At 48.3% G+C, this 14610-nt stretch carries 11 protein-coding genes; 7 read left to right on the top strand and 4 right to left on the bottom strand.

Translation table 11 applies throughout. The features are described from left to right. Nucleotides 1–21: 21 nt before the first annotated feature. Nucleotides 22–918 carry a LysR family transcriptional regulator gene (locus tag E1189_RS11360; protein ID WP_155160446.1) on the top strand — a complete coding sequence of 299 codons (897 nt, stop codon included), beginning with the start codon at nucleotides 22–24 and terminating at the stop codon, nucleotides 916–918. 14 nt (nucleotides 919–932) lie between these two features. Here E1189_RS11360 and E1189_RS25455 read toward each other — a convergent pair whose 3' ends face one another. Beyond that, nucleotides 933–3188, bottom strand: coding sequence for an alkene reductase (locus E1189_RS25455; protein ID WP_230460334.1), 2256 nt, complete (start codon nucleotides 3186–3188; stop codon nucleotides 933–935). Between the two features lie 258 nt (nucleotides 3189–3446). Between E1189_RS25455 and E1189_RS11370 the strand changes: the two genes are divergently transcribed. From E1189_RS11370 to E1189_RS11385, 4 genes are all read left to right on the top strand, one after another. Next, nucleotides 3447–4520 (top strand): dihydrolipoamide acetyltransferase family protein, encoded by a 1074-nt coding sequence (locus E1189_RS11370; protein ID WP_329601995.1) that lies wholly within the window; start codon nucleotides 3447–3449, stop codon nucleotides 4518–4520. Between the two features lie 264 nt (nucleotides 4521–4784). Continuing rightward, on the top strand, nucleotides 4785–6707 hold the full coding sequence (locus E1189_RS11375) for a PrkA family serine protein kinase (RefSeq protein ID WP_155160449.1): 1923 nt from the start codon (nucleotides 4785–4787) through the stop codon (nucleotides 6705–6707). A 137-nt stretch (nucleotides 6708–6844) separates the two neighbouring features. Further along, nucleotides 6845–8122: a YeaH/YhbH family protein gene (locus tag E1189_RS11380; protein ID WP_155160450.1), complete on the top strand. Its 1278-nt coding sequence runs from the start codon at nucleotides 6845–6847 to the stop codon at nucleotides 8120–8122. Further along, nucleotides 8119–9684, top strand: coding sequence for a SpoVR family protein (locus tag E1189_RS11385; protein WP_230460335.1), 1566 nt, complete (start codon nucleotides 8119–8121; stop codon nucleotides 9682–9684). Before E1189_RS11380 ends, E1189_RS11385 begins: the two co-directional genes overlap by 4 nt. A 65-nt stretch (nucleotides 9685–9749) precedes the next feature. Here E1189_RS11385 and E1189_RS11390 read toward each other — a convergent pair whose 3' ends face one another. Next, nucleotides 9750–10319 carry an OmpA family protein gene (locus E1189_RS11390; RefSeq protein WP_196221385.1) on the bottom strand — a complete coding sequence of 190 codons (570 nt, stop codon included), beginning with the start codon at nucleotides 10317–10319 and terminating at the stop codon, nucleotides 9750–9752. Between the two features lie 585 nt (nucleotides 10320–10904). On the opposite strand from E1189_RS11390, the gene E1189_RS11395 reads away from it, so the two are divergent. Beyond that, a complete protein-coding gene (locus tag E1189_RS11395; RefSeq protein WP_155160452.1) occupies nucleotides 10905–11864 on the top strand; it encodes an MBL fold metallo-hydrolase in 960 nt (319 codons plus the stop codon). Nucleotides 11865–12124: 260 nt separating this feature from the next. Then, nucleotides 12125–12544 (top strand): H-NS histone family protein, encoded by a 420-nt coding sequence (locus E1189_RS11400; RefSeq protein ID WP_329601996.1) that lies wholly within the window; start codon nucleotides 12125–12127, stop codon nucleotides 12542–12544. Nucleotides 12545–12553: 9 nt separating this feature from the next. Here the strand turns inward: E1189_RS11400 and phoR are convergent, their stop codons facing one another. Continuing rightward, complete coding sequence (phoR, locus tag E1189_RS11405) at nucleotides 12554–13885, bottom strand: phosphate regulon sensor histidine kinase PhoR (protein ID WP_329601997.1); 1332 nt, start codon at nucleotides 13883–13885, stop codon at nucleotides 12554–12556. Between the two features lie 41 nt (nucleotides 13886–13926). Next, a complete protein-coding gene (phoB, locus tag E1189_RS11410; RefSeq protein WP_329601998.1) occupies nucleotides 13927–14601 on the bottom strand; it encodes a phosphate regulon transcriptional regulator PhoB in 675 nt (224 codons plus the stop codon). Between the last annotated feature and the right edge of the window lie 9 nt (nucleotides 14602–14610).

Consider the following 14610-nt stretch of genomic DNA (forward strand, 5'->3'; position numbering starts at 1 on the left):
TTTCAACACGTAGTTCCCCATATGCAACAATCTTTTGATTTAAACGAAGCGCTGATCTTTGTGAGTGTCGTAGAAGCTGGCACGATGACCGCAGCAGCGGAGCGTCTGGGCATACAAAAGTCGACGGTGAGTCGTAAGATTGCTGCTATGGAAGAACGCATTGGCATGCGTCTGATTTATCGCTCGACACGTCGAAGCGTACTTACGGATATCGGAGAAGGGCATTACGAACGGTGCAAGAGCATTGTTCAGGCCTTTGAAGATGCTGAGAATATGCTGCAGCAGCATAAAGAAGAACCAGCAGGCCGGTTAAAAATTATTGTGCCTATTGAGGTTGGTCAGTTGTACTTCGCTAACTTTCTTGGTGGCTTTGTACAAAAGTGGCCAAAAGTTTCTCTGGATGTTGAGCTGACCAGTCGCGCTATTGACTTTCGAGAGGAAGGCATCAGCCTGGCGATACGATTAGCGAAGCCTAACGATCTCGACCTGATCTGCAAAGAACTGAAATCCATCAGGACATACCTTGTAGCATCCCCCGATTACGTAAAAGAACATCCTATCAGTCATCCGAAAGATCTTGAGAGCGTGAACTGCATTACATTACGCTCTGTGCATACCCAAGAAAAATGGGCTTTTACCCGAGGATTGGAAGTGTGTGAGGTGAAGCACAAAAGCAATCTGAACTTCAATAACGTTACAGCCGCACGAGAAGCCGCCATTGCAGGTGCGGGCGTTGCGCAGGTGCCCAACCTGATTCTCGAAAAGGCTTTACAGAAAGGCTCACTGATACACATCTTGCCGGAATGGTCGCTTATGCCACGTGATGTGTATGCCATTTATCCGGCAAGACGCTTTATGCCTCTGGCCTTGAGTACTCTTCTGGAGGAACTGGAGGAGTACTTCAAAACCCGAGGCTAGCCAGTCGCTTAGGCTTAGAGTAATTGCTCAGCCATAGGGTAATCGGTATAACCCCGCTCACCACCACCATAGAACGTTATGTGGGCACTGTCTTCCACTGGTGTCAGATCGATATCTTTCTGAATACGGTAAAAGAAATCAGGGTTGGTGATAAATGGCTGTCCAAAGGCGACGATGTCTGCATAGCCTTTGTCCAGAATATCCTGCCCGCTCTCCTTGGTGTATTTGCCAGCCACCATAATGGGGTTGGGGTAAACCTCGCGCGCTCGCTGACGGAAAGATTCAGGCATAGCCTGATAGCTGGAAATATTCTCGGAGAAGTGCAGATACGCCAGGTTCATGGGAGCCAGTGCTTCCAGAGCCTTCAGGGTTAGCTCAGCTACCTCCGGATCGTCTTCTGGATAGCCAGATGTAACAAACGGTGACAGTCGTATAGCCACACGGCTACCACCAATGGCATCTACAACAGCCTGCATCACTTCAACAAGGAAGCGCATACGATTTTCCTGACTACCGCCGTATTTGTCAGTGCGCTGGTTGCTGTGAATCCGCAGGAACTGGTCAATCAAATAACCGTGGGCACCATGAATTTCTACCCCATCAAATCCTGCATCCATAGCGTTTTTGGCGGCTTGAACAAAGTCTTCAATGGTGGATTGAATGTCGTCTTCTGTCATAGCGCGTGGTGTGCTGGTTTCAACCATGCCGAAACTGCCATCGGGAAGAGGGCCGTACACCTGATCCGGATCTTTTACGGCGGAGGCCGATACTGGTGTTTCACCGGCGATATCAGTATGTGAACGACGACCAACGTGCCATAGCTGGATAAATACCTTACCACCTTTTTGGTGAACGGCATCGGTCGTTAGTTTCCAGCCATCAATATGCGCTTTTGTATAGATGCCGGGCGTCAGGGAGTAACCACGGGCTACTGCTGAAATAGGTGCGCCTTCAGTAATAATCAGGCCTGCGGATGCACGCTGCTCGTAGTAGGTTGCCATCAGAGCATTGGGGACATCTCCGGGCTGGTCAGTACGGGAGCGGGTCATGGGTGCCATGGCTACCCGGTTGTCCAGGCTGAAATGGCCGTGTTTGATAGGGTCAAACAGTGTGGCACAGCTAGAATTGCAGCGGGTAACTGCATGGTCGCTGTTGGTGTCCTTATGCTGGGGGGACTGCTCATAGAAGGAGTAGTCGGTTAAACCGATCGCACCGCCTCCAAAAAGAGTCTCTGGGTTGTGGGTGTTCCATTCCCAGCCATTCATAATACGTTTTGGGAGATCCGGGTTAGCAATAAACGGACGACCAAAGCCAATCATATCCGCCCAGCCATCACGAATGGCTGCTGTTGCTCTTTCTGCTGTGTACTTGGCTGCGTAAATCATCGTGCCATCAAAGGCGTTCCGCAGAGCTTCCTTAAATACAGTGGACATAACCGGTGCATCACCCCTGTCCACCTCTGCAATATGAATAAAAGCAATTTTGTGAGCGTTTAAAACGCGGGCGGCTTCGGTGTAGGTTTCTTCCGGGTTAGCATCCACCGCGCCATTCAGGTCTGTTAAAGGTGAAAGGCGAACACCGACTCTGTCAGGGCCAATGGCTTGTACAATAGCGCCAACAACTTCATCCAGAAAACGAAGACGGTTTTCCACAGTACCGCCGTACTCATCGGTACGGTTGTTGGCTTCGGAATCAATAAACTGATTAATCAGGTAGCCGTTTGCTGCATGTAGCTCTATGCCATCAAAACCAGCTTCAATAGCATTCAGCGCGGCTTGTCGGTGCTGCTCAATGACTTCATTAATGTCGTCCTTGGTCATTTCCCGTGGTTCAACACACTCAACAAAGCAGGGCGCATCGCTGCCATTATCAATAAAGACTCTCACTCCATCTGCTTTAATCGCAGAAGATGAGATGGGTTGCTGACCACCGATGTTATCAGGGTGAGTCACACGGCCCACATGCCACAGCTGAGCGAATATCACGCCATGGGCCTTATGCACGGCGGTGGTTACCTTTTTCCAGCCCTCGATATGAGCAGGTGTATAGATTCCCGGTGTCCAGGCATAGCCTTGCCCCATAGGGGATATCTGGGTGGCTTCAGAAATAATCAAGCCTGCTGAGGCGCGCTGTGCATAGTACTCTGCCATGAGATCGTTGGCAGTATTACCTGGTTGGGTGGCACGAGAGCGAGTCATGGGGGGCATGACAATACGGTTTTGAAGGGAAAGAGAGCCGAGCTTTATTGGTTCAAATAGCTGGGTAGTCATGGTGTATCTTTCTCACATGAGAATATCAGAGAAGAGGGGTGCAGCCTGCAAGTATAAGACCGGGGCTGCATAGGTGTTTTTCTGGACTTTATAAGCTACCAGTCACAGATTTAACCAATAGTGATTCTTCCACAGATTTGACTTGAAATCCTCTTTTTACTTCAAATCGCTTTTGCATATCCGATTTCTATATCTAATCTGAATAACAAAGGCTTCAAAAAATATAAGGCTTCACAGAGGTTATCACTGAGGGATGCCGTGAAATTTTTCAAACTACCTGATCTTGGGGAAGGAATTCCTGAGGCAGAGATTGTTCAGTGGCATGTTCGCGAAGGGGAAACTGTTCGCGAAGATCAGGTAATCGTGTCTATGGAAACCGCCAAAGCGGTGGTGGAAGTTCCTTCTCCCTGTTCCGGGGTTATTGTTCGTCAGTTCGGCCAGCCGGGTGATTTGATTCATACTGGTGAATCGCTGGTGGAGTTTGAGGGGGAAGACGAAGACACAGGTACGGTTGTTGGCTCCATTCAGGAATCTGAATCCCTTGAAAGCGATGACGATGAGCAGTTCTTTGTGGGCGCTTCTCCATCCACGGCTCGCATAAAGGAAATGGTGAAACCCGCTGTTGCACACCTCACACGAAACTTCGAACGAGCACCGGTCAGTTATGAATTGGAAAACGGTGAACCGCTAAGAGGTGTGCGCCGGGAAATGGCTAAGGCTATGGCAAAGTCTGGTCGTGAAGTGGTTTCCGTAACCTTGTTTGCAGATGCAGATATCCACAGTTGGGACGAAAACGAAGATTTGAGTGTGCGCATTATTCAAGCTCTCACCATTGCCTGTCAGCAAGAGCCTGCACTGAATGCCTGGTTTGATGAAGCTAATGAGCAACGGCAGCTGATGAATGAAGTGAAGATCGGGTTGGCAGTGGATTCGCCACACGGTCTTTTTGTGCCAGTGATGCGTAATACCTGCAGTTTATCTGCCCAAGAGCTGCGTACTGAAATTAATGCACTGAAGAGTGGCGTGAAACAACGGAAACTCCCGCCAGAGGTGTTTCAGGGAGCGACTATCTCTGTGAGCAATTTTGGTGCGTTGGGTTGTGGACGATATGCGACACCTGTTGTTGTGCCGCCTGCCGTTGCCATTCTGGGTGTGGGTTCTGTGGGTGATCAGGTTGTACCTTATCGTGGGCAACCTGCAGTGCATAAAGTTGTCAGTCTTTCATTGTCGTTTGATCATCGGGCGGCAACAGGTGGGGAAGCCGCACGATTTTTAAAAACTGTCGTGCAGCAACTAGAGCAAAAAGAGATGAATATTTCTCTTCAAGGTTAATTTTTGCATAAGCTAAAATTATTAAGTAGTTGCGGGAAAGAGCTTTTCGTTTTAAAAAATAGGGACAGTACAAGAAAATTTATCTGCGTTATCGGTTGCCGATAGCACACAAGAACGGAGGTATCTGAAGTACTCGTCACATTGGAAATATGTGATGGGAAGAATCACCAAAAACAGAAAGCCGATAACTCGGGGCAGATTACGCTGTCGCTCCCAAAGCAGTCAAAAAACAAATTTTTAATGCTTAAGGGTCAGGTGGGGAATATGGATATTTTCAATAATTACCAACAGCGTTACAAACTCAAAGAGCAGGAGGAAATCTCTCTTCAGGAGTACCTCCAGCGATGCAAAGACGATCCCACATCTTACGCCAATGCTGCCGAGCGTATGCTGATGGCGATTGGTGAACCCGAGATCATTGATACCTCCCGTGATCCGCGCCTCTCCCGTATTTTTTCCAACAAGCTGATCAAACGCTATAAGGGCTTTGAAGAGTTCTATGGCATGGAAGATGCCATTCAGCAGATTGTTTCCTATTTCAAGCATGCCGCACAGGGGCTGGAAGAGAAGAAGCAGATTCTCTATCTGTTGGGCCCTGTAGGTGGTGGTAAATCGTCTCTGGCTGAAAAACTAAAAAGCCTGATGGAGAAAGTGCCTTTTTACGCCATCAAAGGCTCACCGGTTTTTGAATCGCCACTGGGCTTGTTCAACCCCACGGAAGACGCTGGCATTTTACAGGATGAGTTCGGTATTCCTCCCCGTTACCTGCGGGGCATTATGTCGCCCTGGGCGGTAAAGCGTTTGCATGAATACGGCGGCGACATCAGCCAGTTCCGGGTTGTGAAACTCTGCCCCAGCATTCTTGACCAGATCGGTATTGCCAAAACCGAACCAGGTGATGAGAACAATCAAGACATTTCCAGCCTTGTGGGTAAAGTCGATATTCGCCAGCTGGAAGAATACTCCCAGAATGACCCCGACGCTTACAGCTTCTCAGGGGCACTCTGTCGTGCAAACCAGGGTGTAATGGAATTTGTGGAGATGTTTAAGGCTCCCATCAAGGTACTTCATCCACTGCTGACGGCGACTCAGGAAGGCAACTACAACAGCACCGAAGGCATGAGCGCCATCCCATATGACGGTGTTATTTTAGCGCACTCTAACGAATCTGAGTGGCAATCCTTCCGGAACAATAAAACCAATGAAGCGTTTATTGATCGGGTGAATATCGTGAAGGTGCCTTACTGCACCCGTGTCAGTGAAGAGATCAAGATTTACAGCAAGCTGCTGGAACACAGTTCGTTGAAAGAAGCGCCTTGCGCACCGGATACACTCAAGATGCTGGCGCAATTCACCACGCTCTCTCGTATCAAGGAGCCTGAAAACTCCAATGTTTTCTCGAAGATGCGTGTGTACGACGGTGAAAGTCTGAAAGACACCGACCCACAAGCTAAGCCTTTGCAGGAATACAAGGATGCGGCGGGTGTGGACGAAGGCATGGAAGGCCTTTCCACCCGTTTTGCCTTCAAGATTCTCTCCAAGGTATTCAACTTCGATCCTTCAGAAGTGGCGGCCAACCCTGTGCACCTTCTGTATGTACTGGAGCGGGAGATCGAACAACAGCAGTTCCCACAGGAAGTGCACGAGCGTTATCTGCGCTATGTGAAGGAATTCCTCGCGCCCAAGTACATTGAATTCCTGGGCAAAGAAATTCAGACCGCCTATCTGGAGTCCTACTCCGAATATGGCCAGAACATCTTTGATCGCTACATCACTTATGCTGATTTCTGGATTCAGGATCAGGAATACCGTGACCCTGAAACCGGCGACATTCTTGATCGTGGCGCGATCAACGATGAGTTGGAGAAAATCGAAAAAGCCGCCAGCATTGCTAATCCGAAGGATTTCCGGAACGAGGTGGTGAATTTCGTGCTCCGTGCCCGTGCGGGTAACGATGGCAAGAATCCAAGCTGGCTCAGCTACGAGAAAATGCGCACCGTGATTGAGAAGAAGATGTTCTCCAACACGGAAGACCTGCTGCCGGTTATCAGCTTTAACGCCAAGGGCAGTCAGGAAGAGCAGCGCAAGCACACTGAGTTTGTGAAACGGATGATGAAGCGCGGCTACACCGAGAAGCAGGTACGGTTGCTGTCCGAGTGGTACATCCGAGTGCGGAAGTCTCAGTGATAAAAAGTTAAAGATGTAGAGGTAAAGACGGAAGGGGCGAGGCGATCACCAGGGATTGTGAGTGCGGCACCAAGGATGGCGCCGGTCTCGCCCCAGACGTCTCTTAGCAGCATCGCGGCACAGGGAGTGCGCATGAGATGAGCATGATCATCGACAGACGGCTCAATGGCAAAAACAAAAGCACTGTGAATCGTCAGCGCTTTATGAATCGCTATCGCAAGCATATTAAGAAAGCGGTTTCGGAAGCGGTGAACAAGCGCAGTATTACCGATGTCGAGAGTGGCAGCAGTATCACCATTCCCCGCAGAGACTTATCTGAGCCTGTTTTCCATCACGGTACCGGTGGCCTGAATCAGCAGGTGATGCCCGGCAATAAAGAGTTTGTGACTGGCGACCGTATTAAGCGCCCTCCCGGTGGCGGTGGTCAGGGTGGTTCTGGCAATGGTCAGGCCAGTGATCAGGGTGAAGGTATGGATGAGTTCACCTTCCAGATCAATCACGATGAATTTCTGGAGTTTATGTTTGACGGTCTGGAACTGCCGAACATGCGTGAAAAACAGCTCCACGAAATGGTCGAGTTCCGTACCCATCAGGCGGGCTTCACCACCGATGGCCCACCGGACAGACTGAATATCGTTCGTTCCCTGCGCAGCGCCCACGCCCGCAGAATTGCGCTTTCAGGCGGTACCCGTCGTGAGATTCGAAAGCTTAAGCGCGAGCTGCGTGAGATGGAAGTGCAGCCCGGCTCCATGGATAAGGATCGGGCGGATGTGATTCGTGCAGAGCTGAAAGAGCTGAACGGAAAAATGAAAAAGCTGCCGTTTATTGATGATATCGATCTGCGCTACAACAACTTTGTGAAAGTGCCCCAGCCTTCCAATAAGGCGGTGATGTTCTGTGTGATGGACGTGTCCGGCTCCATGACTCAGGAAATCAAGGATATGGCCAAGCGCTTCTTTATCCTGCTCTACCTGTTCCTGCAACGCAGTTACAAGCAGATTGAAGTGGTGTTTATTCGTCACCATACCGCTGCGAAAGAAGTGGACGAAGATGATTTCTTCTATTCCCGGGAAACCGGGGGCACGATTGTGTCCAGCGCGCTGGACATGACCAAAGACATTATCGAAAAGCGTTATTCTCCTAACGACTGGAATATCTATGTCGCCCAGGCCTCCGATGGGGATAACTGGGAAGGGGACTCATCGGTTTGCAGTAAGATTCTGGTGAATGGGCTGATGCCGCTGGTGCAGTATTTCTCTTATGTAGAGATTACCGACCGCCAGCACCAGAACCTCTGGCGTGAATACGAAACTATTCAGGATGGATATCCTGACACCTTTGCCATGCAACAAATAAAGACGGCAGCGGATATCTATCCCGTATTCCGCAAGCTGTTCGAGAAAAAGGAAGCATGATGGAAGATTGCCCAAAGAAAGGTGAACCCCAATCTTCACCAATAGCAACAGGTGCCGACTGGACCTTTGATCTGATTCAACAGTACGACAGTGAGCTGGCACGGATTGCAGCCGAGTATCGTCTCGATACCTATCCCAACCAGATTGAAGTGATCAGCTCTGAGCAGATGCTGGATGCCTATGCGTCCGTGGGGATGCCACTGATGTATAACCACTGGTCGTTCGGTAAACACTTCCTGAGTAACCAGCAGCGTTACCAGAGTGGCCAGATGGGGCTGGCCTATGAGATTGTGATTAACTCCAATCCTTGCATTGCTTACCTGATGGAAGAAAACACCATGGCGATGCAGATTCTGGTTTTGGCTCACGCCAGCTATGGCCATAACTCCTTCTTCAAAGGTAATTATCTGTTCCGCACCTGGACGGACGCAGAGTCGATTATCGACTACCTGATGTTCGCTAAGCATTATATCTCCAAATGTGAAGAGAAATATGGAGTGGAGGCTGTTGAGGAAGTTCTCGATGCCTGCCACGCTCTGATGAATCAGGGGGTGAACCGCTATAAACGGCCACGTCCCCTCTCTGCGGGCGAAGAAGAGAAGCGCCAGGAAGAACGTGCGGAGTATATTCAGCGTACGTTGAATGATATCTGGAGCACGATTCCTCAGCAGGAAAAATCCATGGAAAAGCACACCGAGCGTTTCCCGAAAGACCCTGAAGAGAATATCCTCTACTTCATCGAAAAGAATGCACCATTGCTGGATACCTGGCAGCGGGAGCTGGTGCGCATTGTGCGTAAGGTGGCCCAATACTTTTATCCACAGCGCCAGACGCAGGTAATGAACGAGGGCTGGGCGACCTTCTGGCACTATACATTGATGCATAAACTCTACGACGAGGGTTTGATTGACGAAGGCTACATGCTGGAGTTTCTGCACTCTCATACCAGTGTGATCTATCAGCCTGATTTTGATGATCGTCGTTTCTCCGGCATAAACCCTTATACTCTTGGTTTCAAGATGTTTATGGATATCAAACGTATCTGTGAGGAGCCAACGGAAGAAGATTATCGCTGGTTCCCGGATCTTGCCGGAACCGACTGGCTGGACGCTGTGCACGTCGCCATGAAGAACTTCAAGGACGAGAGCTTTATTCTCCAGTATCTCTCTCCCACAGTCATGCGAGACATGCGTTTATTCAGCATTGTGGATAATGAGAAAAACGCTTACCTCGAAGTCGATGCCATTCACAATGATTCCGGCTATCGCCAGGTGAGGGAAGCTTTGGCCGCACAATATAACCTTGGAAACCGAGAGCCGAATATTCAGGTTTATAGCGTGGATGTAAAAGGGGATCGTTCTCTGACACTGCGCCACTTTATGCACCAGAGTCGTCCGCTGGATGATGGTGCTGCGGAGATTGTGAAACATATCCACAGGCTTTGGAAATTTGACGTGAAGTTGGAAAGTGTTGAGGGGGAAAATGTGAAGAAAACCATCTCCTGTCCAAAGTCATCTGAAAAAGATAAACCCAAGCAAGGGGCACTTATCGGGATGGCTTAAACAGCTACTTCAGAAAAGAAAAGGGAGCTCATGTCAGCTCCCTTTTCTTATATTCCTGCTTAGACTTACTTTTTTATAACTCTGACCTCTGCGCGGCGGTTCATGCTGCGGTTGCTCTCAGAAGAGTTGGTAACTTTCGGTGCAAGTTCACCCTTGCCGGACATTCTGATCTGACTGTCCGGAACACCTTTCTTCTTTAAATAATCCTTCACGGCTTTGGCCCGCTTAAGCGACAAAGTTTGGTTATATGACTCCTCACCAAGATCACAAGCGTGTCCAGTCACATCAACAACCATATCGGGCTTTACATCCTTGGCCATCTTATCCAGAAACTCCATCTGTTCCTGACTGAGGGTAGAAGAATCAAGGCCAAACTGCATAACAGCCATACCATCATCAGCAACCGCACAGGCAACGCCAGACATCAGCGCACCCGCAACGAGAGCAACGCCACCGGTAGCCAGGTCAAACGCTGCAGCAGGCAGGCCCAAAGCCAGGCCACCTTTTGCAGAGCAAGATGACCAGTCGTCAGCGGGCTTATAGGCAGAACCGGCTTTATAGCCTGAGGAGACACAACCGGTCAGAAAGGTCAGCATGAGTACCAGCACCGGTACCCGGGGGAAATTTATTTTCATGGTACAACTCCATCCATGTTTGTCGTATTGGGCGACTTTGCACCATGAAAACCCCTTCATGGCCTTTGAGCCTTTCAGGCCAGAACAACGAGTGAGTTAATAATGTCCGTCGGGCTGTAAAGTCAAACTGAGTATAGCGTCTGATAACGTGCAGTTTTAAACAGTGGGGGAAGGCTGGCACTTAATAGAAGAAGATGATGTTTTTCTGTCGGAGATAAGTATAAGTTCACCCAAAAAACGCCATTTTGGTACTTATATCCAAATAAATATTATTGCTTGATATCTAAGGATGAATGTTTTTGTCACCTCCTGCTCACTAAAGCAACACTTAATAACCCTTACCCCGTAACAGTATATGTGGATATGTCACGTCCTGTTATATGGTTAGCTTTCAAAAGAATATTATCTTCTTAATAGAGCATCTTGGGATTTGCGGGTGTTGTGTTGTCTACAATTCCAGTTTTGTTATATGAAGCGTGATTGATGTCTCTGGGGCGAGTATCACTATGCCTTGGGTTGATGATGTGAATGGTGTAATCAGTGCCTCCGGCACAGGAAGCACCTGAGTCAGTATGGAGTATCATTGTGAAACAACTATTTGTTATTTTGACAGCACTGGTGTTGTCTGCCTGTGGGCACCAAGCCTGGAATCGTTCCAATACCACAGAGGGATATAGTAAGGGTAAGTCAGAGGTTTCTTATGAGTTTTACCGAAACGCTACGGCCAAACTGAAATACAATGGTAAAACGCTTTTACTCGACCCAATGTTAGGAGCTAAGCACTCAATACCTTCATTTGCAGGTATTGAGCCGAATCCGACCATTCAGTTACCGGTTAGCATTAATTATATCCTTGAAGGAATAGATGCGGTTGTTGTTAGTCATATGCATGCGGATCATTTTGATCCTGCGGCGGCGGTTGCCCTGGATAAAAATATCCCTATTTTTACACCAGATAACGCGTCTCCTCTTGATCTGAAAAATCCTGTCAAAAGCCGGACCAGCTTTATTGACCAGCTCCATAACTACGGCTTTACCAATGTAACGACAATTGGTTCCAAAAAGTCGAAATCTGTGAAGTACGCAGGTATCACTTTCACTCAGGAGTTCGCTCAACATGGAACGGGAGTATTGGTTCCGCTGATGGGGGGAGTAAATGGAATAATAATACAGGCTGAGGGACAACCTACAATCTACTGGACAAATGATACCATCCTCGATAAGGAAGGAAGGATTAAGGCTATTGTTGCCAAATACTCACCCGATATCGTGATCGCTCACACCGGTGGTGCAGTTATAAAAGCTCTAAGCCCGGATCCTCTTTTAATGAATGAGACTCAGGCTATTGAGCTCTTCAAGGCCGCTAAGATGGCTAACCGCGATGTCCAGATCGTTGCTGTACATATGAATTCGCTGGATCACTGTTTTACAACAAAGAGTGTTCTTAATAGTGCTATACGTGCAGAGGGTGGGGACTTTGGAAAAAATATCATCATCCCTGATGAGGGTGAGAAAGTTCTATTTAGAGCAGGGAAAGCTCTGTAACTGACTGAGCGTGCTGTTCACCAGAAAAGGAATATATTGCCCAACTCCTGACCTCCCGCTGTGTCATAACTTTATGGCACAGCTATACCCCCCTGTACTGCATAGATATGTTCACCCTGACAGAATAATTATAAATAGAGAGGGGTCCACCTCACTATCAACCCTTTCAAGTTTAGAAATAAAATATTTTCGGTTGTCAGTCTGGGTTCTATTACCTATTTTTCAATCGCCTTTATTCTGTCAGAGCGAGGATCTGATTCGTGAATATATTTGAGGAAATTATGCACCGACTGAGCAGTAAAACCCGTATGCGCGGGCTGTTTCGGGATGTGCATGTTGAGGATATGGAGAGAATTGTTTCCAGATTGCAGGATGTTTTGGATGAAAAACGTCAGGCTGTTATGGCCGAACAGCAAAAGCTTCAGGCTAAAAAAGACAGCATTGATGCTATTCGTAAAATGATGGAAGAGCAGGGAGTCTCCCTTGAGGATTTTGGCCAGCCAGCCGCTGGTGAGAAGAAGAAACGCAATATCAAACGCTATCTCTTTGAATATCAGGATGCCGATGGTGGTGTACATCAGTGGGAAGGTTCGTTAACTGGTCGTGCCCCGAAGTTGTTTCAGGATTACCTACAGCGTGCCGGTAAAGAACGCGCTGATTGTATTATAGAGTCACGCTAAGTGCGTCAATTACGCAGCTTCTTTTACTACCAAGCGACTTTGTGGGAAGTGACAGGTAAAACTGCTTCCTCGTCCGGGTCTGCTTTTTATCAGTAGCGTCGCATCGTGCCTGAGCAGTACATGCTTCACAATTGAGAGACCTAAACCTGAGCCTCCTGTTGATGCATGTCTGCTCTTGTCGATTCTGTAAAAGCGTTCGGTGAGTCTGGGAATGTGTTGTGGATCAATGCCAATACCGTTGTCCTTGATTGAAAGATAACCGGTATTGAGTTCAACAACCCATTTCAGCTTGATGTTGCCATTATCCGGCGTGTATTTAACCGCGTTAAATACAAGGTTGGAAATTGCACTGCGCAGTTCTTTCTCGTTGCCAAGAATAGCTGTTTCAGCCTTGCAGGAGACTTCAATCGAGTGGCTTCTGTCTCCACTGAAAGTCCGGGCATCGGCAGCAACATCATGAAGTAGATCAAAAATAGAAACCGGTACTAGATCCTGTAGACTGTCAGCGGTTTCCAGTTTGGAAAGAATCAACAGGTCTTCAATGATGTTGGCCATCCTGTCGGACTGGCTCTGCATCTGATTCAGGGCTTTTGACAGAACCGGCGGCGGAGCTGTCAGCATAAGCTCCAAAGTATCCAACAGTGTTTCCACATAACCAGAGATAACTGTCAGGGGGGTTCTCAGCTCGTGGGAAACATTGGCAACAAAGTCTTTGGTCATCTGTTCCAACTGGAACACACGAGTGTTATCTCTGGCAACCAGCAAGCGGTTTTCTGGTCCATAAAGAGTAATAGAAACAAGCAGTTTTTTTTCAGTCGATACTGGTGATGGGAGCAACAGTGGGTCCTGATAAGCCTTGTTTTCAAAGTACTTCAGAAAACGAGGGTGACGTATCAGGTTGGTGATTACTTGACCGGCGTCGTCAGGGTTACGTAGCCCCAGAATGTGTTCAGCGGCAGGGTTCCACCACTCAATCTGTCCTTGGTCATTAGTCAGTACAACAGCATCCCGCAAGGCTGAAGTAGACTCCTGAAAACGATTGATAACAGCCTTCAGGCGATCCCGGGCGCGCTCTTGTTTCCGCATCAATCGATACGAGGCATCAAAGATCTCACCCCATAAGCCATGTCCGTTAGGAGGGTCAACAGGGTCTGATGATGATGCGGCGGTTTCAAGCCAGCGAATCAGCTCGATAACGTTTTTCAATGTCCAGAGAAGATATAGTCCACACCCGATAAGCAGAACCAAAATGGTTTTACCGGTTAGCAAACCAATTCCAATACATGCACCCAGCATGAGAAACAGACGTTTCGTTACTTCAATTTGCCAGTTTTGGTTCACAGTTCTTCCGGTTTATTCTTTTAATGTACACACCCAGGGCATCACACTTTTATAGAGAAACGGTAGCCAGTGCCTCTGACGGTTTGGATAAGTTTTTCATGATCATTGCCAAGGGCTTTGCGAAGTCGACGGATATGTACATCCACAGTACGCTCTTCTACGTAGACATTACCTCCCCAAACATTGTCCAGCAACTGACTTCGGGTGTAAGCCCGCTCCTGATGGGTCATAAAAAATTGCAGGAGTCTGTATTCCGTTGGCCCCATTTCGGCAGGATCTCCGTTAATAGACACCCGGTGACTGATAGGATCGAGAGTCACACCAAGAACTTCAATAGGTTCGTTTTGTCCTGTATTGGCTGTTCTGCGCAAAACGGCTTTCAGGCGTGCCACAAGCTCACGAGGAGAGAATGGCTTGGTGATGTAGTCATCTGCACCACTTTCCAGCCCTTGAATCTTGTTATCTTCTTCGCTTTTGGCTGTGAGCATGATAATGGGAGTTAATGCCGTAAGGTCTTCACGCTTAAGACGTCGTGCCAGCTCAATGCCAGTCATTCCCGGCAACATCCAGTCCAGAAGAATCAGGTCAGGCTTGTGGTCGACGATCATCCCATGGGCTGTTCTGGCATCTCCTGCTTCAAGGCAGTGATAACCAGCCATTTCCAGAGCAACAGCGATCATTTCCCGGATCGGAGCTTCATCATCAACAATGAGAATTTTGCTGGT

The organism is Parendozoicomonas verongulae (genome assembly GCF_009711465.1).
GTDB classification, from domain to species: domain Bacteria; phylum Pseudomonadota; class Gammaproteobacteria; order Pseudomonadales; family Endozoicomonadaceae; genus Sansalvadorimonas; species Sansalvadorimonas verongulae.